We start from the raw sequence: 26181 nt of genomic DNA, 5'->3' as shown, positions 1-26181 counted from the left end.
TGCTACCCAAATGGCCTACTCTTTTACACCGATGAGCCTCATGCTGTTTAAAGCAACCAATAGCGTAGCACCCATGTCTGAGAGAATCGCTATCCAAAGGGTTAGCCATCCTGGGACAACGAGGAGCAATGCCGCTAGTTTAATAACAATTGCAAAGGCAATGTTTGCTTTAATGATATTCAATGTTTTGCGGCTCAGCTTAACTGTAAAGGGGAGCTTCTTTAAGTCGTCCCCCATTAGCGCAATGTCAGCAGTCTCTAACGCCGTGTCTGTGCCTGCTTTTCCCATAGCGATGCCAACTGTTGCCGCAGCAAGTGCAGGAGCGTCATTGACGCCGTCACCAACCATGGCCACATTTCCATGTTTTTTTTGCCACTGTTTAATAAAACGTAATTTGTCTTCGGGCATTAACTCTGCCTGAATATCAGCAACGCCTATAGCTTGGCCGATGGCATGGGCAGTCCGCTTGTTATCGCCTGTAAGCATTACTGTCTTTGCTATGCCTGCTTCATGAAGTTTACGAATCACTTCTTTGCTTGATTGGCGCACTTCATCTGCGACAGCGACGATGGCGAGCAACTCCGTTTCTGTCCCGACCAGCATCGCTGTTTTCCCTTGTTGTTGCAAGCTTTGGATGTTTTGCGCAAATAGCGTTATATCCTGAGTCGGCAACCGTTCTTGGAACAGCTTCGGACTGCCAACGTAATACGTTTTTCCATTGACTATTCCTGTAATGCCTTTGCCCGTGAGCGCCGTGACGTTCTCAACCATATAATCGTGATAAGGCAGTTGTTCGTCTTCTGCCTTGGCGACGATGGCAGAAGCCAAAGGATGTTGCGAACGATTCTCTAATGCCGCCACAATCGCAAACAGTTGCCTTTGATCAAGTTGGGGATTCAATAAGGCAAAGTCGGTAACAACAGGGGCACCTTTCGTCAATGTCCCTGTTTTGTCAAATGCAATCGCTTTTAGCGATGCCATTTCTTCTAAATAAACGCCACCTTTGACAAGCACCCCTTTTTTAGCAGCATTGCCGATCGCAGAGACAATCGAAATCGGCGTGGAAATGACTAACGCGCATGGGCAGCCGACAACAAGAACAGCTAACCCTTGATAAACCCAAGTACTCCAATTTGCTCCCGTAACTAACGGGGGAATGATTGCAACGAGGGCAGCGACCACCATAATGATTGGCGTATAATACTTAGCGAATTTATCGACAAACGCTTGTGCCGGAGCCCGTTCACCTTGCGCTTCTTCGACAAGGTGGATAATTTTTGAAATCGTCGTGTCCTCGACTAGCTTTGTAACTTCGATTTCAAGCAGCCCTTCTTCATTTAACGTGCCAGCAAAAACCTCGTCATCAACCGCCTTTTCCACAGGAACCGATTCTCCTGTAATCGCTGCTTGGTTTACAGAAGAATGGCCACGCACGACTATTCCATCCATTGCGATTTTCTGGCCAGGTTTCACAATCATGATGTCGCCTACGACAATATCACCAACATGAACAGTCAACTCTTGGCCATTCCGTTTAATGAGTGCTTCATTTGGGGCAATGTCCATTAACGACTGAATCGACTTTCTCGCCCGGTCCATCGAAAATCGTTCGAGCGCTTCGCTAATGGCGAATAAAATCACAACGACTGCGACTTCCCCCCATTCGCCAATGATGGCACCACCAATGACAGCCACCGTCATTAACGTCTTCATATCAAATTCAAGCTGCGCTACATTTCGAATTCCCGTTTTTAGCAAAGGAAAGCCACCGACGAGAATCGCTGTTAAAAACAAACCGACCGTTCCGATATTCGACTCGCCATATTTAAATTGAAACACGTAGCCAAACACAAGCAATAAGAACGATAAAAGAATCGCGCGATGTTTTTTATAAAAAGGAACTTGTTTGTATTGAAGGGGCTGGCGCCGGCTCGGCTCCTCCATTACTTTTAACTGTTCAAATGCCCCTGCCTCTTCAAGCTCTTCTGTCGTCGCCTCTCCGTAGACGGTTAGTTTCGAGGCGCCAAAGTTCACTTTTGCATCTTTGACCCCTGGCAAGCCCTTAACGTTTTTTTCAAATTTCCCTGCACAGTTCGCGCATGTAAAGCCCTCTACACGATAGACAGAGGCATGTTCATCCCCCATATCCTCGGCCCCCTTTTAAAACTAGCTCCATCATTCAAACATTTATTTGAATGTTAGTGTATCGACAACGATACGCTATGTCAATCTATTATTCAAACATTTATTTGAGTGATGCCGCATTTGCCCGTGCAAGCAGAGAATTGACAAAAAAACAGAACCTGTCTAAAATGAGTGACACCATTTTTATGACAAAGGAGGGGATGAATGTGAACAAGAAAGCAAACGACGGCGATCAGTGTGACGTGTTTTGTTATGATGAACAAAAAGTGAAACGTGTCCAAGAAAGTGTAAAAAATGAGCCGTTTGCGCCCCTTTCTGCTATGTTTAAAGCGTTAGCAGACGAAACAAGGCTAAAAATTGCTTATGCCTTAACAACCGAACAAGAGCTATGTGTATGCGATGTTTCCCATATCATCGGCAGCTCTACAGCAACGGCATCGCACCACTTGCGCCAATTAAAACAAGCAGGTGTCGCCAAAAGCCGCAAAGACGGAAAATGGGTATTTTATTCTTTGCAAAGTCCCCATATTGCCGCTTTTATTGAATATTCATTTACACAACAAAAAACATCGGTTTAACACTGCTTTTTCTAAAAGTGCGCCGTTTTTCAAACATTTCCCCCTACTAGGAGCTTGGATAATACCTGCAACCATCCCTCGAAATCCGGTCATGAGATCGAATTCAAGCGTGCGAAATCGTCACTATCTGAAACAAATGGCAAACAATTATGTCATTTTCCTTGCCAATGAAATGCCTTTTAGGTAACCTTTTCTTAATCAAACATATAGGGGTGGTTCAAGTGCACCGAAAAAAAGTCCCCCGTTAATCTCGAGGTCCTCCATTCATCGTTCATGTCACACACTCAAATTGAAACAAAAGGAGATGGAAGTGAATGAATATGAATGGACCTGCATCAATGTCGCAAAAAGAAAGACTTCAAACTTGCCAAGAAATTGCCAAGAGATTACACGAGGTTTATGGCAACGACGTTCTCGCCATTGGCGTCTACGGTTCTGTGTCCAGAGGCACAGATGGCCCTTTCTCAGATATTGAGATGTTTTGCGTACTCCGTGACTCGGCTGAAACGGTAGATAAAAGTTATGAATGGTCAGCTGGACCGTGGAAGGCGGAAGTTAACGTTTGCAGTGCGAGTATACTGCTAAAAGACGCTGCAACCGTTGAAGACCGATGGCCGCTGACACATGGGCCTTACTTCTCTCCGCTTCGTCTCTATGATCCTGAAGGCTTCTTTCAACGCTTGCGGCTCGCAGCGGAATCGCCGACAAAAGAAGATTTCCGCCAAGCTATTCATGAAATTCTTGTAGCGGAAATGTATGAATATGTTGGCAAGCTTCGAAATGTAAATCGAAATGGCCCTTCTACCTACTTGCCATCCTTGGCATTGCGCTTTGCCCACTATGGCGCAATGTTGATCGGCCTCCACAATCAGACACTCTTTTCTACGGGCGCTATGGTTTTGCCTGAAGCGCTAAAACTGCCCCATCGGCCAAAAGGGTTCGACCATGTTGCTGAGTTAGCGATGTCTGGAGACTTAGCACAACCAGCGAAGATCGTGTCAGCGTGCGAAGATTTCTGGAAAGGCCTAGTCGCGTGGGCAGCAGAGCATGATTACGTCATTCACTCAAAACGAATCCCGTTTTGAGCAATCTAAAACCGAACATTCTCTGTAAATGAACGGAGGCAGCTTCTCATACGGAGAAGCTGCCTTTCAAATTTATTATTCTTTCCGTTTTTGATCTAAGATCGCATATAGTTCATCCAGCTCTTCTTTTGTTAGTGATTCTTCCTCCAAGAACTGGACCAACAATGGTTTTACTGTTCCCCCGTAAACTCTTTTTACGAAAGACTGTGCTTCTGCATGCTTACACGCTTCTTCTGAGTATAGGGGAAAGAAGACATAGATTTTCTGCTCTTTATCCACGCCTACTACTTTCTTCTTCGTTAATCGATCGAGTAACGTCCGAATCGTTTTTGGTTTCCAGTCCGTTTGCTCTTGGATCGCGGAAATGACTTGATTGGCTGTTTGCGGCCCCTTTTTCCACAAAACTTTCATAACTTCCCATTCTGCTTCCGATATGCTAGGTGTTTGGTTTGACATCTTTCCCTCTCCTTTTGTCACAACTAATCAATAAATTCCTTTGCTTGACAGAATGGATAAAGTGATTTCAGCAGCCGTGCTTCCATATGCATGATCTTGCTGTTGAATGTTTGTCGCAAAAAAGTACGTATCCGTTTCAGTTTCGACAAATCCAATAAACCAACCATTTATTGCATGGCCGTTCACAATGCCAGTCCCCGTTTTTCCATAAAGCGTTCCCTTTTGATTTTCTTCAAGTTTCATAACCTCTTTAACGAATTGCACATGCTCTTCTTTAAAGCCCAGTTGGTTTGTATAGAAGGAATGGAGAAGCTCCACTTGTTCTACCGGTGATATCTTCAAGGAAGATTCCAACCAATAGTGATTTAATCCACCGGAAAGATCTTTATTCCCATAGTCTAATTGGTTTACAAAAGATTGAATGTTCCTTTGTTTGATCCGCTCGTCTAACTCTTGAAAGTACCAAGTGACTGACTGGCTCATCGCCGATTTCAAATCTTGCCCGCTATTCCAGGCTTCATCCTCGTATTCGACTCCATCCCACTCTAACCATGAATCATCTCGCCCAATCACGCCTAATTCCAATGCCATGAGCGCGGTGTAAATTTTATAGGAAGAATTGGGGGAGACTCTTCTTACACTTTTTTCTTTATTATAGATTTCGAACTGGTCGCTGTTTAAGCTATATAATACAAAACTACCCTCATTTCCTGCAAAATAAGTGCTGTAATCTTCAACAACCGCCTGGCTTTCATCAAATTGGTAGCGCTCTGTAGAAACAGCGGTTGCCGTTAAAAAAGGAAATTGAGCAATGACAAAAACGGTGAGAACAGCAAAAACAACCATGCTTTTTAATTGGCGCCGCTTTGACTCGCCAGTAAAAGAAGCAATGTTCAAGATTCGTATTTTTAAAGCCTTTTTCGAACTATGCAGTTGGTTCGTTAAGTATAAAAATCGAGAATTTCTTTCCAGAAAACGCATGATCGTCTGGCCATACGCTTTATACTCCCGCTGTCCCAATGTAAGCAAGACCTCCGTATCACAAGCTAATTCCCGATCAAGACGCATCTCTTTAAAGGCTTTCCATACTAAAGGATGAAACCAATAAACAATTTGGTAAACGACAAATATATAGTTCACTTTAATATGTTTGCTTTTATAATGGTGCAACTCATGCAACAACACATGTCTGATTTCATCATCAGATAGATACAATTCGATATTTTTGGGCAACAAGATGTACGTCTTTAACCATCCAAAGGTCATTGGCGTTTGAATGGCAGTAGATTCTAAAATTGTTAATTTATTCGTTATTTGCAATTGTGCCATACAATCGCTAAACGCGTTTTCGACTTTTTGATTTTGTATACGACTTGCCGCTTTTACTAGTCGTTGTAGCTTTGCATAATGGTATAAAGTCAATAAAAGGAAAAAAATCATTCCACCAATCCAGATGGAAACAAACGCTGCATGAATGAATGTATCGTCAAAGCGACTAACAGACGTGCCAAAATCAACCATCCATTGCTCATTTTGATCCGCAAAACCGAAACGCTCCTGTGCTGAAGGGGTAATCTGTTGACGCCCCTTGTCAAAAAAAGACAAGCCCGTCAATAGATGAATTGGTATAAACGGAAGCGTCAACACAGTAATGAGTAAAAACCATAAATGATAACGCCATTTTGCTGATAATTGTTTATAAAAAACCGCTCTTACAAAAAAGATCACTAGAATCGTTGCCGTTATTAATACAAGAGAAAGTAAAATATGCGGTAACGTCATTTTTATCCCCATCTTCCATCCTTTTGCTTCTGACTCCCCACACTTCATAACCACAAAAAATTGTAGCATTCCCATCCGTGAATGTAAATTTCTGTTGACAAAATAGACTACAAATGTAATATTTGATTACATGCGTAGTCGAATCGCATCACATGCTATGAAAAGGAGTTTTTTTATGCTGAAAACAAAAATCACGTCGTCTATCCTTGTAGGTGCCTGTTTACTGATTGGTTGTTCGAATGGCAATGAGCAACCGGTTTCCAACGAACCTGAACCTGAAGAGTCTGTCGAGACGGGAGAGGCGGTTTTTAAAGCGTTAGAAGAAGAGTACGCTGCCCGCCTTGGCGTATTTGCTTTAGACACCGGGACAGGACAAACCGTTTCCTACCGCTCCGATGAACGCTTCACCTATGCGTCTGCCCATAAACCACTTGCCGTTGCCGTTCTGCTTCAACAAAAATCAATCGAAGAGTTGGAACAATTGATTACGTACTCGGCCGATGATTTAGTAAACTACAATCCAATTACCGAAAACCACGTTGAGACAGGCATGACACTAAGAGAGTTAAGCGATGCTTCGATTCGTTATAGCGATAACACGGCTGCAAACTTCATTTTCGATGAAATTGGCGGGCCAGAGGGCTTTAAAGAAGGACTTCGAGCGATTGGAGACACGGTAACCGAACCTGAACGAATCGAACCTGAGCTCAATCATGTTGAACCTGGAGAGATCCAAGATACGAGTACACCAGAGGCGTTGGCCAAAAGCTTGCAAGAATTTGCTTTAGGAGAGGCGCTGCCAGCTGACAAACAGGAACTGTTAATCGATTGGCTAATAGGAAACACGACTGGAGATGCTTTAATACGTGCTGGGGTGCCGGAAGGTTGGGAAGTTGGCGACAAAACAGGCGCAGGTTCCTATGGGACTCGAAATGATATTGCCATTCTTTGGCCACCTGAAAAAGAGCCCATTATTTTAGCCGTCCTATCGAGCAAAGACGAAAAGGATGCCGAATATGATGATGAACTGATCGCGAAAGCGACAGAGGAAGTGATCAATCTCCTCGCCCAAACAGAATAGGAGCGTCCCATTTGGGGGAGCTCTCTCCCCTAATGGAATACCATTTTGACCAGCAAGAAAGGCTGGGACCCGTTTCATCTCTCCCCATTCTTAGCCGAGGCTATGATGCAGCAACCATGGGAAAACTATATGGGATTGCAGGGGTGCGGCGTTCTACACAAACGCCTCCTCCCACTCTTCACCCATTGAGCAGCAAAAAAATTGCCCAGACAGGCAGTCCATGATATGATTTTTCTGTACGAACATGCCTGTCACACAGGCAACGGCAAGTTTTTGTTGCTAAAACCGATAAAACGAGCAAGGATAACGATCCTTCGCTCGTTTTTTGTACAAGGTGATTACAATGAATCAACTGAGAGGCCGGTTCGCGCCCACCCCGTCAGGCGAGCTCCATCTCGGCAACCTTTACGTTGCCTTGCTCTCTTGGCTGCAAGTGCGGCAAGGAGGCGGACAGTTCATTTTACGTATGGAAGACATCGATCGTCCACGGTCAAGGAACGAGCTCGTTGGGCCGATGATGGACGATTTGCACTGGCTCGGCTTGGATTGGGATGAAGGCCCAGATCAAGGCGGAGAAAACGGCCCCTATTACCAATCGAAGCGGCTGCACCTTTATGAAGAAGCCCTACACAACTTGCAACAGCAACAGTTGCTATACCATTGTTATTGCAGCCGAGCGGAGCTGCAAGCAGTCGCTAGCGCTCCCCATGGCGTTGCTTCAGAAGGCCAAGCCTATCCTGGAACATGCAAAAAGCTGACCGCGGCGGAGCGAGCGGCCAAAGCGGCCAAAAAGACGCCGTCATTGCGCTTTGCCGTGGACAAAGGGCCCACTGCTGAAAAAATGGACGTAGAAATGGAGAAGCTGCTACGTCGCGGCGGCGATTTTGTCGTTCAGCGTGCAGACGGCATCATAAGCTATCAACTTGCTGTTGTCGTCGACGATGCGTTAATGGGCATTACGGATGTCCTCCGTGGCCAAGATTTATACGACTCCACACCAAGACAGCTATTGCTATATGCCGCGCTCGGATATACCGCTCCCCGATTTGTACATGTGCCCTTGCTTTACGGGCCGGATGGGCGGCGGCTGGCCAAACGGCATCGTGATTTATCATTGGCAGCGATCCGCGCAAATGGGTGCCGGCCAGAGAACATCGTTGGTCTACTGGCAGCGTTGAGTGGTTTAATTGAGCGCCCAGAACCGCTGACGGCAGCGGAATTAATTCCAGAGTTCCGGCTAGAAAAGCTGACGACAGAGCCGATTTTATTGGACACGCATTTGCTGCAACTGCTCAACTAGCCGATTGATTTGGCTGGACGCAGCCATCGCACGATTGCATCATGTGGGCCAGGGCTTAGAACACTTTTCGTTGGTAAACCACATGGGTAATTGTCCAAGAAAGAACATAGACTGGCAAAATAATGAGTGCCGCTCCTGAATATAAAGCCGGGACTGATAAATGGCCAATAAAGTCGGTAATGGCTGAAAATTTTTCAGCTAAAGACAGTACAATAGATGGGCCCATTCCTACGAAAAGGAAGAAACTAATCAGCACAACGATGGAAATAAAGCCCGGTTTAAATATATAAAATAAAGGAAAAGTAAACGAGACAAACAATAAGAACAAGCCACTGCCCATGGCCATATCCGCCATCGTAAAAGGTTTATTAAAAACAAACAACGCCAAACTAGTAATTACAATTGCTAAACCCATATAAACAATCGCACCAATGTAACGGGAGGCGATAATTTCTGTCCGTGTATAAGGCAAGGAATTTAATAAGATGTTGGTTTCAGCTTTTTCATCGTAAGCATGCGTGTTAAATGGAATAAAGAGACTGGCGACAAGAAAAATCAAAACTGGATGAGCATCCATAAAAATAAAAAATAAAATAAAGGGAAGATACACGATTAGTTGCCTTTTCTGTAAGATAAGATCACGTTTAATTAAATTAAACATCGTGTGTACCCTCTTTCAAATAATACATAATATCCTCCAAAGAGGCTTGTTCAATCACAACCATGTCACCGAAAATATCGTTCACTACTTCAATGTTATCCGTTAATGCTTCAAATCCAGTAGATGCACGATGAGTATGAACAAAGGCCCTTTCTGTGTCCCTATCCAAAAGTTCGTTTCTTCCTTTAACAAGGGCATAACTTTCAGCGATATCGTGGACCGACTTATTAAATACCAGTTTCCCTCTCCGTATAAAAGCGATATAATCAGCAATTCGATCCAAATCAGTCGTTATATGGGTAGAAAAGAAAATCGTTCGATTGCCGTCAATCATCAATTCTTGTAAGAGATCCAACAGTTCCCGCCTAAAAATAGGGTCTAAGCCTGCTGTTGGCTCATCCATAACGATCAGTTCTGCATGATGGGATAGCGCAATCGCCAATGAAGCCTTCATTTGCATCCCTTTCGAAAATGTCTTTATCGCTTTATTAAGGGGTAACTCAAATTGGTCCACATATTGATAAAACGATGTGTCATCCCATCGTTTGTAAGCTGGCGCCACAATGCGCTTAATGTCTTTTAAGTTCAGCCCTTCAAAAAAAACATTCGCATCATAAACGAATCCAATCCGGTCCTTGATCGCCTTTTCATGCGTTTTATAGTCGTGCCCAAACACCTTAACTTCCCCGGCATCAGGCTTTAATAAATTCATCATTATTTTTAACACTGTCGATTTACCAGCTCCATTGGCACCAATGAATCCCGTTACAAAGCCTTGTTTTACTTGTAAATCAATATCTTTAATGGAGAAATCTTTAAATGTCTTCGTTACATTTTTTAACTCAATTACATGTTCCATTCCTTTACTCCTCATATAAAATCTTCAATAATTCCTGCAGATCTTCAAGAGACAACCCAATTTCTCTGCTATTTGCAATAACCGTACTCAGCTGCTCCTCAATCACTTTTAACTTCTTCTCCCTCATAACCTCCAAATTTTGCTCGGCAACAAAAGAGCCTTTTCCGACAATGGAATAAATAAAACCGGCCTTTTCTAATTCCTCGTAGGCACGCTTTGTTGTTATTACACTAATTTGTAAGTCCTTTGCAAGCTTACGCATAGAGGGGATTGCCGTTCCCTCTGGCAGCTCACCTGATAAAATAGCCGATTTAATCTGATTCGTAATTTGTTCATAAATTGGCTCCTTTGAACGGTTGGAAATAATGATTTGCATGCCAATCCCTCTTCTTTATTTTGTGAACTACCCACACTTATCACTCTTGTAGGTCATTATGTGGGGGCTTCTTGTGTAATCGCCCCTTTTGGTAGCGGACGAAATGGACCAAGCGAACCCTCTTGTTCCAAGAGTTTATCGATTCATTAGGCAGTGGCTAATAAACGAATTCCTTCTTTTTTGATATTGATTGCTGAATTGTAATTTTGCTAATCAACCCAGCATTTGACGATAGAAAGGATAATGTTTTACCGATATTCCCCATATCTTCATATAATGTATATATACTATATGCCCATCATATACAGCCATGATCCGCCATGCAACCTTTATTGCCTAATAACCGACGTTGTATACAGAGATAATAACCCCTTTTCAATCGATTTTATCGAGAGAAAAGGGGTTCCTTATTTTCTACTAACCATTGTGGACAATCCCGATGGCTTACTTTGCTTTCATTCCAACGTTATAGACAGCGTGGGCAAGGATGGGGGTATGATCGAACCTGTAACATAAAACAACAAAGCAAAGAGGAGCCCGTTTATAAATACGCCTACTAATGCTAAAGAAACGCCTTTATATTGGGGCACATGAATCACCCAAATTAAAAACGTGCTAATCAAAATAACAGCCCAATCTGCCAATTGAGCATAACCAATAAATAACCTGATCGCCAACTCATGCTTCAGCGGAAAACGGTGATGGGGTTCAGTTCATCAAAACCCATTTTCGACTAACCACTTCATTATGCTTTCTTTCCTTGTCTTTATATCATCATGCTGCGGCTCGTACTTACCCAATTGCTTTTCGGCCACAACATGGCCATCAATCATAAACAATACTCTTTCAGTTTTTGCAGCCACCTTTGCGTCATGTGTTACAAGAACGATCGTTGTCCCTTGTTGATTTATGTCTGCCAGAATGGACATCACTTCTGCTGACGATTTGGAATCCAATGCGCCAGTCGGCTCGTCTCCAAAAATGATGTCTGGATCATTGATCAATGCTCTACAAATGGCGGCTCTTTGCAATTGGCCGCCTGAGCCTTGATTGATGGGGCGATTGGCAAGCATGTCTATTCCCGTCATTTCCAACAGTTTTTTGCTTTTTGGTGCACCGCCTGTTTATTAGCACCTTTTGATACAAGAGCAGGAAACATCACATTATCAATCAGAGACAGATTCTTCAGTAAGTTCATGTGCTGAAAAATAAATCCTATGTGATTCAAGCGGATTTGTGCCAGTTCCTCTTCAGCCAGACCTCCGATTTCAATGCCTTTAAATGTCACATTTCCAGAAGAAATGCGGTCCATACCGCTTAGATGATAAATCAGCGTCGACTTCCCGCTTCCTGACGGCCCCATTATCGATACGAATTCCCCTGCTTCAATTTCTAAGCTTACATTCTTTAAGATGTAGAGCGACTGACTGTTTCCAAGTTCTACTGATTTGTTTATATTTCTTGCCTCTAATAAATTCCCCATTTATATTCCGCCTTTGCCAATAGTCATTTTCTCTGGACGCTCCGCCATTAGACCTTTAAACTTTCAGCCTGGCAGATAAATCTCCTTTTACAGCTGGCTTACACGACACGGATAGCGTTATTGCAACGGCGACCATCAGCAATAATGGCCATAGCAACCAAGTCTGCCAAACCACTTGAACCAGTTCAATTTTTGCAGCCCCCATAAAGGACATCGCCAAGCTTACTAGGAACTCCCCTATATAATTGGACGCTAAAGCCCCAAATAGGGTTCCTAAAACCAATACCATCAACGTGGCCGCCATATATTGATGACGAATTTGTTTCGAAGTAAGTCCTATACTTCGCATAATGGCCATTTGCGACATATCCTTGGATACTAACATCCGTAAGAACAAGGCAGTAATCAATACAATCATAAGAACAGTTATAATCATTCCACCAATGACAATAACCCCCATTTGATCGATGATGTTCCCGAGCGTTTGTTGTGTATAGTCCCTGACATCAGTGACTTTTGCAAATCCATACGTAGTCTGGTAGTTGTTCATTTTTTCCTGGATGTTTACACCGGCAGCTACATTCATGCTCACATGCATCCAAAGAACAGCGTCGTTATTTATGCCAAGATCCGTATGTGCTTTTGCGGTTTTCCCGCCATTGGTAATATCCTGATAAATGCCCGTTACTGTTAACGTCTTTTCCTTCCCGCCAGCCTTTATGACGACTTCATCGCCCACTTTCTTATTTAATCCGCTAGCGGAAGCATTGGCATAAGACAGCGTGATTTCTCCCTCTCCTTGCGGGGCCCTCCCTTCTAAATAGTTTAATGGAAATAGGGAAAAATCGCCGATCTCGATATAAATATAGTCCCATGAACCCTCTGTATTTTTGACCTGGTATGCACTGGTGATGTAAGCTGCATGCTTTTCGATATCCGAATCGTTCACTAGCTCTTCGTGCAATCTTGTAAAATCCGCTGTGATCGTGTCTGTCATTCGAAGGTCTATTCTCATATCCGACTTTCCTATTCCCATATACGTAGAAAACTCCGGTGAAATCATGGTGTTATATACATGTAAAGGAAGAATCGCCATAAACGTGGATACGATATAAATTAACAGCAGTAACCTGTATATTTTAAATCGTCTCCACACATCTCGAAATCCCATGTAATAATTGAGGCTAAAAAAACGGTTGTGAAGCAAGGGAAAACGGTATTTCTGTTTTTTACCAGGTGCCGTCATATTGGAGCGCAAAGCTTCCACTGCAGAGACTTTATCAATTCGTTTCAATACGCTCTTGCAGTACATCACAATGAGAAAATAGATCACGACTGGAGCAGCAAAAGATAGTACATATGGTAAAATTCCTGCCGAGTCCGAAGAGAGGTATAGCCTCATATTTCTGTTAAACAGATGGACTACGAAGAAGGAGAGGAGATAACCTGTCAGGCCAGCAATGACTGACATGATTCTGTATTTAGTCAGATACACCTTCCTGATCTCCCTTTTGGATATGCCTATTGCTTTCATGATACCGATTTCTCTTACGTCCTCATCCATCGTGGCCAGAAACGTAAGCCTGATACATAGAAAAGCAATCACAATCATCAGCATACTGATAAGGATGATCACCAACGCTACAGCTGCATCTGAGAGCGCATTAAATAGCAAAAAGACTTCCCCTTCGACAGTCGGCCCGTTTGCTGGAAGCCCAGCTTCGATATAGGCAGTCTGTACGGCTTGGGAATCACCGTTCTCTGTCAGCTTGAATTCAATCAAGTATTCCCGTTCCCCAGCCTGCATCGTGTACATTTCATCATAGTCTGCCTGATTGAGAACAAAACGTTTCGATGAAGTAAGGGAAGCGTTCATCTCATAATCTCTTGCATAGTCAGAAATGACAAAGTCTTTCGCGTATTCTCCGCTTTTCACGGTAATCGTGTCGCCGATTTTCAAGTGATAGTGCTCCATGAAGTAGATGGGAACAGCGACTTCCCCTTCCATGACATCGAGCTTTTCATTATTCAAATCCAATATAAAATCGAATTTTTCATTCTGTACAACAAATGAAATATCCTGCACCGTTCCAGCCATCGTTTGATTGTCGCCAAAATGGATATGGCTGCCATCCAACGTTAGCAGCACCATTGTCTCCTGCATCGCGATATGCTCACGCTGTGCTTCAGTAAATCGATCAATGTCTTCCTGATCAAACTCGCCAGAATGCATCTGCGTAATATCTGCTGGGACTGCACGCTTTTGCAGATCCGCCATCGAGGGAATCAAATGGGCGATGTTATGGACAGCACTCGCCGCTAACATAACGGCGAACATAATAAATAGAAAAACGGCGGCTGTGATGATTTTATTCCTTCGAAAATCGTCCCTTACCATTTTTAAGAACACAAAATTCCCCCTGACTATGGCATTCGTTTTCTTGCTATTCACGTTTTTGAAATGCCCGTTCTATCTGTCCCGACTCTATTTGGGGTATCCATGTCTCTAATGCCCCTTGACCTAGAGACAAACAGTGCCGTAATGATAAGCCCTAGTCCAGCAAGAATAATTAAAAATCCGATCCCTCTCGCTTCACCTGTCCCAATTATTTTGCCAACCGTACTTGCAAGCACACCACCTTCTGCAAAGGCAGGGTTAAATACATGGTCTGCAAGAAAGCCGCCAATGACAAAAGCAACAACAAATCCTACTTGTGATATTAATGAAATAAGCCCCCATGCTCTCCCTTGTTTATGATTATCAATTGATTTTCTAATGAGCACATCGATACTTGCATTCGCAAATGGCAGCGAGGCAAAGAATAAAAAACCTGAGAGAAGGATGACCGGAATGCTTGTTGTAGCACCAAAACCCGCCATTGTAACCCCAGCGACGATAAAGCTTCCTACCATGACATTGACATAGTTTTTCTTAAGGATGCCGTTGCCTATGACAATGCTGGACACCAACATTCCGCAGGCAATGATCGTAAGTAGAATGCCTGTTGTTTTTTCATCTGTAATTGCGAGGAGCAGCGGTTTGGACAGTACTTGGATCATTCCCATATAAAACATTAAGAAAGATACAAGGACAATTAATCGCAATACTCCTTTCGATTCAAGAATAATCAACCATCCTTCCTTTAAATCGTTGAAAAAATTCAATTTTTCCTTGACCCGCGGCTTGATCGCAAGTGATTTCCTTATCAAAAAAATAGCAATAATCGCTATTACGAAAGTCAGAATATCAATGATAAGCACCACTTCAATCGTAGAAAAGGCTAGAATGAACCCCGCTAAAATAGGGGAAATCAAAAACTTTGAAGACGATGCAATGCCCACCATCCCACTTGCTTTGGCATACTCTTCCTCTGTTAGAAGGTCGGTAATCGTAGCTTTATAGGCTGGATTTAACAATGCCGAAAACAAAGAACTAACCCCAATACAAACACAGATTTGCCACACTTGAATATGTCCATTGATAATAAGTACGAGCAACACAACTAGTGCAAATCCAGACACAATATCCCCTAACATCATAAGCAGCCTTCGATCAAAGCGGTCTGCAAGAACCCCCGCAGCTGGAGCTAGTAAAATCATCGGCAACAGTGCCGCCATTTCCACCATTGCCACATCTACTGCTGATTGTGTCATTAGCCACACATATACGCCAAGAGCAAATGCGGTCAATCCAGTACCAATATTAGAAATCAATTCACCCATCCAGAGGACTAAAAATTTGTTCAATCCATTTTCTATTTTTGGATTATTCATGGTTGCCTCCATCCTTGTTGGCAAACAACTGCAATACATACATGAGACTTCCGCGCTCAGCACCGAGCAACCGTTCTAGGTTGAATACAAACGCGTGTACGCGTGTTACACGCTCCTCGTCCGTCATCTCTACCATATCGTCATCGAAAACGGTATTAAGATAGATTACAACCATTTCCATGCATTCATATGGGAACGGCGTGTTAAACAAGCCTAATTCGATGCCCTCGCGGATGATATCCGCCAATATTTGCGGCACGTTGGAAATAATGACTTTTTCAATTTTCTGGTGCATGAGCGCGTTTTGTGGTTTATGAATATGGTCCTTCATTTCTTGGCCGCTTTCACCACTTACGTTTAAAGCCATGACGACGCCAATAATACGCTCACTAACAGGTATGCTTTTGTCGGCAGCGATTACCCGCGCCTCGCTTAAAATACGAGTACTATAGCGGTCAATCAGCGCGTCCATAATCGCCTCTTTTGACTTGAAATGATAATAGAGCGTCCCTCGTGCGATTCCGACTTTTTCAAGAATGTCTTTTGTACTTGTACCTTCAAAGCCCTTCTCTCCAAAAAGCTCATCCGCGGCGTCAAGAATTTCATTTTTGCGTTCTTCTGCTTCTTTTACAACTCTCATGGCTACATCTCCTCTTTATAGACCGACTGCCTGTCGGTAATAGAATAACATACAATTTCGAGTTGTCAAGATGTCGTACTGCATCCCTCCATGCCTTTCACATGGAAGCAAGGACGTGTCAGTACGACATCCTATGTTTTCACATTCGGAAATTTTAACGACAACGTCAAACCCGAGCCAGGCTCTGACGTGGCCTCCAACTGAATCGCTAAATCATCAGCCATTTTGCTCACTAAAAAAAGCCCCATCCCTGTTGCTTGCCTTGTGTAAGCCCCTCGCCCTCCAGTAAAACCTTTATCAAAAATAAACGGTAAATCTTCTCCCGAAACACCAGGTCCATTATCACGAATATGCAAAATCGTTTGGTCTCTGTTTTCGTCATACATGGTTTCAAATGTGATCAATGGATCATCCTGATTTAGTGTAACGTGTTTTGTACTATTGGCAATAACCTGTTCTATAATAAACGCTAGACCTTTGCGGTCGGAGAGAATTTCCATCTCTTCGCCTTTGAACTGGATTTGAAAACCAGATTCATCAAGTAGTGTTTGGTAATCTACAATTGTCCGTTTACAAAACGCTAGGATAGGAATCGACTCAAACAGATAATCTTTATGGGCAGCTCCAAGTCTGGCATAATATAAAATTCGCTCGACATCTCCACGAATTTGATCTCTGACATGAAGCATACGCTGTCGAACGAGGGGAGACATTTCATCACTGCGGTTATCTAAAACCAATGTCATCAATGACAGCGGTTTTTTCATTTCATGAACCCAACCTTCAATGTAGTTTTCATAATCGGCGAGCTCAAGCACTTGTTGATTTCGTTCCTCTTGGTGGGACCTTAGAACGTTTCCAATTCTGCGGATAAATGACCAATGTGTTTTCGGAGATACACGGCATAACATTTCTTCGTTTGCCTCATTCGGTTCTAACAAAAAATCTTCAAAGGCAGCTTCAATTCTTCTTTCCTTTCTTATAATCAGAAATACAGATACCGATATCATCGCTAACGTAAAAACAACCATTAAGCTTACTAAAACGTTAAACGTTTCAGGGTAAGCTAACCAAGCGAAAAAAATAAATAAAAGATTGGTTAACATTAACATAAAAAACCATTGCTTATGCGCATGAAAACACGCATAAATGTGTTTGATCCGATTCATCGTCTATACTCCTTCAGTCGATACCCTTGGCCCCTTACCGTTTCAATTTGGTCTTCTAAGTTTAATGGCCGCAGCGTCTTTCGCAAACGCGTGAGATTAACTTGGATGGCATTTTCGTCTATAAATTGGTCGGTTCCCCATAAAAGCTCACTCAACGCTTTTTTTGACACAATTTCAGGGCGACTCTGTACTAACGCCAATAAAATTTTTCCTTCATTCGTTGATAAAACGAGCGACTCGGATCCCTTATACAACGTATAGGTATTGGGATCAAGCGAAAAATCGCCGCCATCGACCAAGCCTGGCTGTCTCGCAAACCTTCTTAACAAGTTTTGAATGCGGGCCAATAAGCGATCGCGATTGCATGGTTTCGTCAAATAATCATCGGCACCTAAATGAAAGCCATGTAACTCATCTTGTAACTTGTCTCTCGACGTCAAAATCAATATTGGGCCAATCCCTTTCGATTTTAGGCTTTTGCATAGATCAAATCCAGATTGCCCTGGTAAATTGATGTCTAACAAGACTAAGTCAGGTGCCAAAGTGGCAATTTGATGGGCAATGTCGTGGAAAACTGTAACGGCTACGACATCAAATCCTTCTTTTTTCAAAATATCCATTAACTCTTCTCTCATCCATACATCGTCTTCAACGATTGCAATCCTCGCCACTTTAGCACCTCCTCTGTACAGATACTTGTTAATCGATGTTTGGCTTCCATCGTAATTTATCGATCTCATGGTCAGCCGAACGGGCAACAGCGACTCCATAAATCGCCACAGTGGCGATCACAATACAGGCAAAGGCAAACGCGATAGGATACAGGAGGGGATCGTCCTCAAAGCGAATGACCACAAATGAAATCATTGCCCTTATCCCAACAGCTGCACTTACGCATGCGAGGGACATCGGCAACATAAAGGCACACAACACCTGTGTATGCATCGATTTTTTCATTTGATCACGTTTGGCGCCTAACATCGACAGGGTGACATAGCGCCCTCCAGTCTGCTTCATTTGCGTCAAAAATTGTAAAGCCAATACCGTGCAAGCAATGATTAAGAACAAGAATCCCATATACAAGACAGTATAACTCCCAGCAACCACATAGAAGAGCCTGCGCCCGAAGTTTTGCAAATAACTTTCAAACGGGAAGCCTGAAGTTGTTAATACGTCTCTAGCCTCCATTAGTGGTTTCATTAAACCTTGCTGCTCCTGCAACTTTTGCGGGATTCGGAAATTCCAATAGGACACATACGTTTCTTTATTGACTAATTGTTCAAACATCCGGTCAGTCACAATAAAGGCTGAAAAGATTTCCACGGAACGGTCCGCTACCAATCCTCTCATAGGAATCGACGGGCGTATAAACAAGTCTTGATTATCAATACTCAGCAAACGTTGCCCCTCTTTTGCCGCCTTATCAAGAATCGACTCAAGTACAGGCATGCGATCAAGATTTTCCATAGGGACAAAATCCGGGTTAAAGTACAAGGCGATTTCATCTGAATCAAGGTTCAGGGGTTGTTCTCCTATTGCTGTTAAAAGTCCATTATATGACGATTCAGGAATTAGATAAGGTGTCGTTGTATCCATTTCTAACACCCCTAGCAAATTAAGGGCTTCGGGGTTCTCCGAACTAATATCGTAACTTTGCATTTCTCCAGACAAAAGTTGCTCCTTATAGTGGCTAGGCAAAGCCAAGATGAGTTGCTCTTTTAATTTAGACCAATCAACCAATGACAGTGGCATCCCATCTTCCGCGCGCTCTCCCTGATCGTTCATCTTTCCCATTTCCAACAGGTTTGAGTCTTCGACATAAGGGCGCATTTTTTCCGAAGCCAAAAATGGCTCCACTTTTTGACTCTCTCCGTTAACCGTAAAATCATATACTGAGGAATCTCGATTATACAAACTGTCTAAACTTAAAATCGTTGAAGCACCATTGGCAATCAAAATAATCGACAACGTGAGCAGAATCGATGTGACCGCAACCGCAGTTGACCGGTTAGCAACATTCTCTTGAAACTGCCTTAATGTAAAGGTGTGCAGCCCTTTCATCGATTTACGCTTGGACAAACTTGCCCAAATGCCTAGTAGTTTTCCAAATCCCCTTATAAAAAGGATCGTTCCTAAGCTTCCAAAAAGGAGTGCCGCAAACAGAAGCAGTCCGCCAAAATCCGCAAACCGATATAAGACGATCCAATAGGCAACACCTAGTAAGACAGAACCTAGTCCTACATGGAGTGCGTTGCCTTTCACATGACCCATATCCGTTTTCTTATCCATTTGCTCATACAGTAATTGATGGACTTCCTGTTGAAACAATCTTCCACCAAGCATGACCAATGCAATAAACTGGATCAATAAAAAACCAAGAATCGTAAAAACAATCGCCTCTACGGACAAACTAAATTGATGGCCGATGATCCCCTGTCCAACTAACTTAGAAACGGTCAAACTAATGATTTCTGCTAAGAAGCCCCCTACTAAAAGGCCTCCAGCAAGTGCCAAAATCGAAGTCATCAGCCCCTCAGCCAAAAGCTGGACAATTAGACGCTCCTTGCGCATTCCTAACATAAGGTAAAGCCCAAACTCTTTACTTCTTCGATTCAATTGGTACCGATTGGCAAATAAAACTAAGAAAAACAATAAAAATAACGCAAACAGATAGACAATCCGCATTTCAGCTAGCAGCTTATCAATCGCATCACTCTCAAACTCCCTTAAAAATATGATAACATCTTGTTTCCCGAGCGAAAGAATGATATAAAACGAAGCGACTGCCGTTACAAGAGTAGCAAAATAAATCGCATTTTCCTTGCGGCTTCGTTTGGCATTACGAAAAACCAGCCTAGAGAACATTGGCGCTTCCTCCCCCAAGCTGAGCTAATACCTGTAAAATTCGTTCATAAAATCGTTCTTGTGACTCATCCTGTTTTCGACGCAGTTCATGAAAAATGACACCGTCTTGAATAAATAGAATTCTTGAGCAGAAACTTGCTGCATTCGGGTCATGGCTAACCATTAAAATCGTTCTTCCACTACTCTGGTTAATCCCTTCCAACTTGTTCATTAACGTTTTTGCCGAGCGTGTGTCCAAAGCCCCTGTCGGTTCATCAGCAAGCACAATATCAGGGTCAGAAATCAAGCAACGGGCAGCGGCGACTCTTTGCTTTTGCCCTCCAGACATCTGAGCGGGAAATTTGTTAAGAATGTCGGTTATTTCTAAAAAACCTGCTAGCTCATTTATTTTCGCTTGTGCTTTGGCAAAATCAATTCCATGGATGGACAATGGCAATAATATGTTCTCTTGCCCCGTTAAATTATCCAGCAGTTCAAAGTCCTGAAACAAATAGCCAATACGACTGCCGCGATACGCTGCCAAATCCTTGCTGTCAAACGCGCTAATGTTTTGCCCATTTAAAAGGACGCGCCCCGATGTCGGTTTGATAATGGTCGCAATGCAGTTTAACAACGTCGTCTTGCCAGAGCCACTCGGCCCCATGATTCCTAAAAATTCTCCAGGAAGAATATCAAACCGAACACCGTTTAAAGCTTTCGTTCTATTGTTTTTCTTTCCGTAGTGTTTTTGTAAGTCTTGCACCTCTAATAATTTCCCTTGGCTGCTCATGTATAACTCTCCCTCTTTGATTCTCATTTTCCGGAATGATCATCGATCGATGAAGCTATACACATTATAACCAGCCTAAAATCAGAAAAATACTTACAGATGGTGTAAGGGACCTAGCTTTCATTGCGGTGCCCTGACTTACAACGTATGGGGGCAGGATCGATACACAGAAAATCTAGTCTTGTAATTTCAGTGGAAAAACATTAACGCCTTGTCCTTCATAAAAATAAATAAAGCGTTCGGCATTTTGACCAAACACTTTACGAATGTGGACAGCGATATTGATTTCACTTAATATAAACCCAGTACTTTGATTTTCCATTAGATTTCTAGCTAATTTTACTCAGAATCACACTGGCTGCTTTGGCAGCACCGCCTGCCTCCCGAAAGCTTTTTGCCAATTTCTGTGCTTCTTTTTTATAGGTAGGATTCACAAGCACTTCAGCTACTGCTGCCGCTAAATGCTTTGGCTTATTAGAGTTAAGTTTAAATCCTGCGCCTAGCTCTGCAACCCGATCAGCGACCATTCTTTGTTCGCCATGCTGTGGAAATAAAATCAATGGAACGCCAAAATAGAGGCCCTCACTTGTGCTATTCATTCCACAATGGGTAATAAATACATCTGCTTCCTGTAATACAGAGATCTGCTCCACCACGTTTTTTACTGTGAAGTTTTCAGGTATACGACCAAGAGACGAAATATCCGTTTTATCACCAACAGACATCACCACATCATAATCCGCGTTTGCAAATGCAACAAGGCAGTTTTCGTAAAAATCTTGATTTTGATTGAGTACCGTTCCAAGGGAGATATAGATTGTTTTTCTCCCTCTTATACCATCCTGTAGTGGCTCCGTTTGCCTTATGGATGGTCCGACAAACGTATAGCGTTCTGAAAAAGTATCCGCCAGAGGCTGAAAATCCTTCGACGTGTACACAATGGTGTCCGTTTCATTATCATTTTGAATTAAGGACACTACATTCTTTACTCGATAACCGTGATCGTTTAATTGCTTAATCTTTTTGTTTACCCTTCGCATGCCTACAATCATTCTCCAGATTTCTATGAAGCTCCTCTTCATCAATTTTGCTGTATGTTGATTAAAAGCAAACGAAGTAGTCGAACAAATAGAGGGTATTCCTAGTTTTTCAGCAAATAATTTCCCCCACATGCACATCGAGTCGTACACAATACAGTCTGGTTGAATTTCTTTTAATTCTTTACAAACCTTTTGATCCAAGGCCATTGTTGTCTCGGCTGTCATTTCAATCAATGCTGCAAAGTCTTTACCTACTTTACTATCCAGCTCTTTTTGTGAAACTTGAGGTAAAAAATTATCACAAGCAATAAATATAGCGCCAGCTTCTTTTATTTTATGTTGAAACTCTAAAAAAGAATAATACCAAACTTGGTGCCCTTTATTTACTAATTCGCTTACCACCGGAATAGTGGGGTTCGTGTGGCCATGTGCTGGTATCGAGAAAAAAACGATTTTACTCATTCCGTTTCACCCTTCAGTTCAGCCTTTCGAATCATGTCGGCAAATTCCAGAAAGCCTTCACTTTTCAAAATAGCGATTCCCTTTGTCGCATCTTCTCCCAAGACAACCAGTTTGTCTCCTGCATGAATTTGATACATTTCTCGTGCCTGTTTCGGAATCACCATTTGTCCCCGTTCTCCCACCTTCACAACACCAAAAAACTGCTTTCCCTTAGGACGAAGCTGGTTTGCTTCTTCTTCACTCATATCTCGGGATAATTGATCAATCGTTACTTGAAATATATCACTAAGCATCTTGCATTTAAAAATATCTGGAAAAGCTTCTTCGCTTTCCCACTTTGCTACAGTCTGTCGTGAGACATTTACCTTTTCAGCCAATTGTTCCTGACTCAGTTTATGCTTTTTACGTAAAACACGTATATTGATACCAATCATTTCTTCCGTCCCCTTCTATCTCCAATCTACAGACGATTTAACGTAAAGTCTATCAACTTTATATAACAGTTGTTGTTAAAAATTGTGGCATATACGTAGCCATGTTCATACTCAAGCTATAATGGAACTAGGCGACAAGAAGCAATGAACAAAGACTGCAAGGTAGACACTAGTCTCTACAGCTTGAAAAAGAGAGTTTATAGCATTGGCATAGTCAACCACTCCGTGATGTAACCCTCTATTATTTGTTGTTTATCCCAATTGTCATTAAAAGCAGGAAAGATAAACGTTTGATAAATCGTTAGATAATAAACAGGAGCAATGACCTTCAGCCAATTATATTCCTCAATGAGATGGGGCTTAGAATCAAAGCCACTCCATTTTTCCAAATAATCATTTAACAATGACTGAGCAACTTCTTCTGAAAAAAACTGTTCCACTTCTTTTAGGATGACCATTATACTCAGAAACGGGTGTGATAACGTACAATCAGACCAGTCATAAATAACCGGTTGACCGTTTTGCACCATTATATTTCCACCAAAAAAGTCACCATGCTCTAAGGCGAGTGGAATATTCGATTTTTCTATCTTGTCGCATATATTTATGATGGTTGGGATACTCGTGTTCAACTTTTGATAGGTCTCACTCGAAATATGATGGCTCTCATATAAATCATCGAATGAACACTTTACATACGATTTAATTACCTTTGCTACAGGCCTAACTGGACAATTTCGTTTTTTCAATTCGTCAATATGTCGAGTAGATTGCTTTTGCATAACTGCTAACTGTTCAATCGCTTGTCTCCAGTAAGCGATTTTTCCGGTCTGGCCAAGTAAAGAACCTTGTATTTCTCGCATGATATACCAGTTTTTGTTCGGTTCGACTTGTACAATTTCAGGTACGTACAAAGGATAATGTTGAAATAAGTAATCGCTCAATAAAGGTTCATGATTAAATACATCCGGTACTGCTTTAAAATAGTAGTTCTGTGTATCTGAAATGATTCGAAACAAAGCCGACCTTTCCCAGCTTCTAATTTGTGCAAATGTTAAAGAACTGTTTGACAAAACATTGGCTGCCCATCTCTCCATTTGGTTTCTCCATCCTACATGAAACCATGGAATGCCAGCTGACCTTTGAGTGTCTATCCAACTTTTCAGTATCGTTTGGTCATCACTATTCAATTTTTTAAAATCACTAGGTTGTGATAAAGTTAGCCATACGTGATTAGCAAATTGGACGCTTTCTTCTTCCAGAATCTCTACTTCATATATTCGTATATTCTCGAGTTGACGACAGCACCTTAGTACAGTCGTTTTCAGCTGAAAATGCTCTTTTACAAATTCATTTATATGTCCTACTATTGCCACATGAGCCAATTCAGGTTGGTAAGAAGGTAGGGAGAATTCATTTTTGTCATAAGTAAGCATTAATTTATTCTTAAGTTTCGAATATACAATAAGCTTATATACCCAATGGCTACCCATAACTCTCACCTTTTCACATGAGTCATCGCTCTAAATTATGCCATTCTATGCTTTATGCCTAGTTAGCGAAAACGCGTCCCGATTAAAAGGAAGGGGGGCTGGGCTGTAGAAACTGAAACATAGAGATGGGGAACCTCTCCTCAATTGGATGTTATGCGAATCAAACTTCATAAGTTCTCCATAGAGGATTCCTGTATAATCACATTAACACATTCAGCAAGCCTATTGTATTACAGGAATTCCATGATATCCTAAAAAGGAATGCTTAACTACTAACGTTATCTTCTTTTTCTAGACAGAGATACAATTCTATCTTAGCAACAATGTGGACGAGAGCTTCTGTCCTTACAAAGTCAGGTGGTGCTTACGATGTTACAACGAACACTTGGACTTAATTGCATTAATACGAATGGGAAAGGAGCTAACTAAATGCCTTGGAATACAATGATGTTGTTTGGTACGTTCATAGCGGTTCCTTTAATTATGGTCATCATTGTTTTAACTATTTATAAAGGAGCTAAGAAAAAGGAATCGAATTAACGAAGTAACGAATAGAAGCGGCTATATGCTGCTTCTATTTTTTCGGCAATGTGTTGTTCATAGTACATAGCATTTGTAGAGAAGTAGTATTCCTATTTCGTATTTATATGGTTGGGATACTCACGTTCAACTTTTAGATAGGTCTCCCTTGCTGTTGCCCGAGGATTTTTTACCCATAATCATCAAGTTATTGGAAATATATCCCTATTCCCCGGCAGTATGTTGTCCAATCACATCTGAAAGGAACGTATAAATATTTGGAGGGTATTCAGCAATACGATGAACGACATACAAATACCACTCGCTACCATATGTTACATACACTTTAGCCTGAATGCCATCCTCTTTTAAAGATCTTAATAAGTCAGGTCGTACACCATCCAACATCTCTACTTCAACATTTGGCCTGTAAAGAAGCCCTTTCGCTTTTAATTCCGTCAATAGATTTTCATCATGTGTTGCAATAGATAATGGTTGATTCCGCTCTACACACATAGATACAAATTCTATATACCGTTTATTTAATTCTTCCGATCTTGGAATATAGATGCCTTCAGGCTCTTGATAAGCGCCCTTTACTAAACGGATTCTACCTGGAGTCTTCAATAGATCGTTTAGGTCCATCGATGAACGTTCCAAATGAACTTGTAAGGTTATTCCAACACTTGAGAATGACTTTGCTATCCGTTTGTATAGTGATAAAATGGTATCTGTTTTTTGCGATTCTTCCATACTTATCATTAGTTGAATATTATGTTGATGTGCTACTTTTGCTAATTCTTCTAAATTCGTAAATGCCACTGAGTCAGAAATCATCATTCCAATATGGGAAAGATCAAATGACACGGTAGCTTTCATTTGCTTATGCCCGAGGTCTTTGATTAGTTCTATGAATTCATTTTTGGCATCCATGCATTCTTCTTCAGAAGTTGTATTTTCGCCAATAAATTCTAGTGAAACCTGGTATCCTTTGTTATATAGCTTTATAACACGTTCTATCCCTTCCCTGCGTGTCTCCCCAGCCACAAATCGGTTCGCACCTTTCATTAAAATCGGGAAAAGCTCTTTGGAATTTTGAATATATGCTTTGAGTTCATGATTTCTAGCAATCGATTTTAAAGCTTTAGAAAAGCGAGCTTCTTCATTAATCATAAGATCATCACATCCACATTTGATTTAGAATGAAAAC

The 26181-nt window shown here is 42.0% G+C and carries 22 protein-coding genes and 1 pseudogene; 4 read left to right on the top strand and 19 right to left on the bottom strand.

Features of this window, described 5'->3' with window-relative positions:
- Positions 1–15: 15 nt before the first annotated feature.
- Positions 16–2145 carry a heavy metal translocating P-type ATPase gene (locus BUC05_RS20215; RefSeq protein WP_035202397.1) on the bottom strand — a complete coding sequence of 710 codons (2130 nt, stop codon included), beginning with the start codon at positions 2143–2145 and terminating at the stop codon, positions 16–18.
- Between the two features lie 200 nt (positions 2146–2345).
- Between BUC05_RS20215 and BUC05_RS20210 the strand changes: the two genes are divergently transcribed.
- Entirely contained in the window at positions 2346–2723 is a 378-nt protein-coding gene (locus BUC05_RS20210; RefSeq protein WP_073305857.1) for an ArsR/SmtB family transcription factor, read from the top strand.
- Positions 2724–3037: 314 nt separating this feature from the next.
- Entirely contained in the window at positions 3038–3808 is a 771-nt protein-coding gene (aadD2, locus tag BUC05_RS20205) for an aminoglycoside O-nucleotidyltransferase ANT(4')-Ib (protein ID WP_073305856.1), read from the top strand.
- Between the two features lie 75 nt (positions 3809–3883).
- Here the strand turns inward: aadD2 and blaI are convergent, their stop codons facing one another.
- Positions 3884–4264: a penicillinase repressor BlaI gene (blaI, locus tag BUC05_RS20200; RefSeq protein WP_035202389.1), complete on the bottom strand. Its 381-nt coding sequence runs from the start codon at positions 4262–4264 to the stop codon at positions 3884–3886.
- 27 nt (positions 4265–4291) lie between these two features.
- Positions 4292–6046: a BlaR1 family beta-lactam sensor/signal transducer gene (locus BUC05_RS20195; RefSeq protein WP_073305862.1), complete on the bottom strand. Its 1755-nt coding sequence runs from the start codon at positions 6044–6046 to the stop codon at positions 4292–4294.
- 157 nt (positions 6047–6203) lie between these two features.
- On the opposite strand from BUC05_RS20195, the gene blaBCL reads away from it, so the two are divergent.
- Both blaBCL and gluQRS read left to right on the top strand, forming a co-directional pair.
- Positions 6204–7127, top strand: a complete 924-nt coding sequence (gene blaBCL / locus BUC05_RS20190) for a BCL family class A beta-lactamase (RefSeq protein WP_035202387.1) — start codon at positions 6204–6206, stop codon at positions 7125–7127.
- 343 nt (positions 7128–7470) lie between these two features.
- Entirely contained in the window at positions 7471–8427 is a 957-nt protein-coding gene (gluQRS, locus tag BUC05_RS20185) for a tRNA glutamyl-Q(34) synthetase GluQRS (RefSeq protein ID WP_011245126.1), read from the top strand.
- 55 nt (positions 8428–8482) lie between these two features.
- Here the strand turns inward: gluQRS and BUC05_RS20180 are convergent, their stop codons facing one another.
- From BUC05_RS20180 to BUC05_RS20105, 16 genes and pseudogenes are all read right to left on the bottom strand, one after another.
- Positions 8483–9088, bottom strand: coding sequence for an ABC-2 transporter permease (locus tag BUC05_RS20180; protein ID WP_073305855.1), 606 nt, complete (start codon positions 9086–9088; stop codon positions 8483–8485).
- A complete protein-coding gene (locus tag BUC05_RS20175; RefSeq protein ID WP_011245124.1) occupies positions 9081–9947 on the bottom strand; it encodes an ABC transporter ATP-binding protein in 867 nt (288 codons plus the stop codon). The genes BUC05_RS20180 and BUC05_RS20175 overlap by 8 nt, the downstream gene beginning before the upstream one ends.
- 4 nt (positions 9948–9951) lie before the next feature.
- The gene (locus tag BUC05_RS20170; protein WP_011245123.1) at positions 9952–10323 is read right to left on the bottom strand and encodes a GntR family transcriptional regulator; all 372 of its coding nucleotides are present in this window, start codon (positions 10321–10323) and stop codon (positions 9952–9954) included.
- A 455-nt stretch (positions 10324–10778) separates the two neighbouring features.
- Positions 10779–11000: a CPBP family glutamic-type intramembrane protease gene (locus BUC05_RS22120; protein WP_073305854.1), complete on the bottom strand. Its 222-nt coding sequence runs from the start codon at positions 10998–11000 to the stop codon at positions 10779–10781.
- A gap of 39 nt (positions 11001–11039) precedes the next feature.
- Positions 11040–11806 (bottom strand): annotated as a pseudogene (locus BUC05_RS20160) (ABC transporter ATP-binding protein).
- A 55-nt stretch (positions 11807–11861) separates the two neighbouring features.
- Positions 11862–14216 carry an ABC transporter permease gene (locus tag BUC05_RS20155; protein WP_084140107.1) on the bottom strand — a complete coding sequence of 785 codons (2355 nt, stop codon included), beginning with the start codon at positions 14214–14216 and terminating at the stop codon, positions 11862–11864.
- A 38-nt stretch (positions 14217–14254) separates the two neighbouring features.
- Positions 14255–15580, bottom strand: coding sequence for an MFS transporter (locus tag BUC05_RS20150; protein ID WP_073305853.1), 1326 nt, complete (start codon positions 15578–15580; stop codon positions 14255–14257).
- On the bottom strand, positions 15573–16220 hold the full coding sequence (locus tag BUC05_RS20145) for a TetR/AcrR family transcriptional regulator (protein ID WP_073305852.1): 648 nt from the start codon (positions 16218–16220) through the stop codon (positions 15573–15575). Before BUC05_RS20145 ends, BUC05_RS20150 begins: the two co-directional genes overlap by 8 nt.
- Positions 16221–16351: 131 nt before the next feature.
- Positions 16352–17389, bottom strand: coding sequence for a sensor histidine kinase (locus BUC05_RS20140; RefSeq protein ID WP_011245118.1), 1038 nt, complete (start codon positions 17387–17389; stop codon positions 16352–16354).
- A complete protein-coding gene (locus tag BUC05_RS20135) occupies positions 17386–18060 on the bottom strand; it encodes a response regulator transcription factor (protein ID WP_084140106.1) in 675 nt (224 codons plus the stop codon). Before BUC05_RS20135 ends, BUC05_RS20140 begins: the two co-directional genes overlap by 4 nt.
- A 28-nt stretch (positions 18061–18088) precedes the next feature.
- Positions 18089–20254, bottom strand: coding sequence for an ABC transporter permease (locus BUC05_RS20130; protein WP_073305850.1), 2166 nt, complete (start codon positions 20252–20254; stop codon positions 18089–18091).
- Positions 20244–21023, bottom strand: a complete 780-nt coding sequence (locus tag BUC05_RS20125; RefSeq protein WP_011245115.1) for an ABC transporter ATP-binding protein — start codon at positions 21021–21023, stop codon at positions 20244–20246. The genes BUC05_RS20130 and BUC05_RS20125 overlap by 11 nt, the downstream gene beginning before the upstream one ends.
- A 329-nt stretch (positions 21024–21352) precedes the next feature.
- Positions 21353–22525, bottom strand: coding sequence for a macrolide family glycosyltransferase (locus tag BUC05_RS20120; RefSeq protein ID WP_035202380.1), 1173 nt, complete (start codon positions 22523–22525; stop codon positions 21353–21355).
- The gene (locus BUC05_RS20115; protein WP_011245113.1) at positions 22522–22959 is read right to left on the bottom strand and encodes a helix-turn-helix transcriptional regulator; all 438 of its coding nucleotides are present in this window, start codon (positions 22957–22959) and stop codon (positions 22522–22524) included. The genes BUC05_RS20120 and BUC05_RS20115 overlap by 4 nt, the downstream gene beginning before the upstream one ends.
- Before the next feature lie 197 nt (positions 22960–23156).
- Entirely contained in the window at positions 23157–24452 is a 1296-nt protein-coding gene (locus BUC05_RS20110) for a phosphotransferase (protein ID WP_035202376.1), read from the bottom strand.
- A 744-nt stretch (positions 24453–25196) separates the two neighbouring features.
- Positions 25197–26144, bottom strand: coding sequence for a proline dehydrogenase family protein (locus tag BUC05_RS20105; protein WP_035202374.1), 948 nt, complete (start codon positions 26142–26144; stop codon positions 25197–25199).
- Positions 26145–26181: the final 37 nt, after the last annotated feature.

Source organism: Shouchella rhizosphaerae, from assembly GCF_900142675.1.
Lineage (GTDB): Bacteria > Bacillota > Bacilli > Bacillales > Bacillaceae_D > Shouchella > Shouchella rhizosphaerae.
This window is presented reverse-complemented; position numbering and strand designations above follow the sequence as displayed.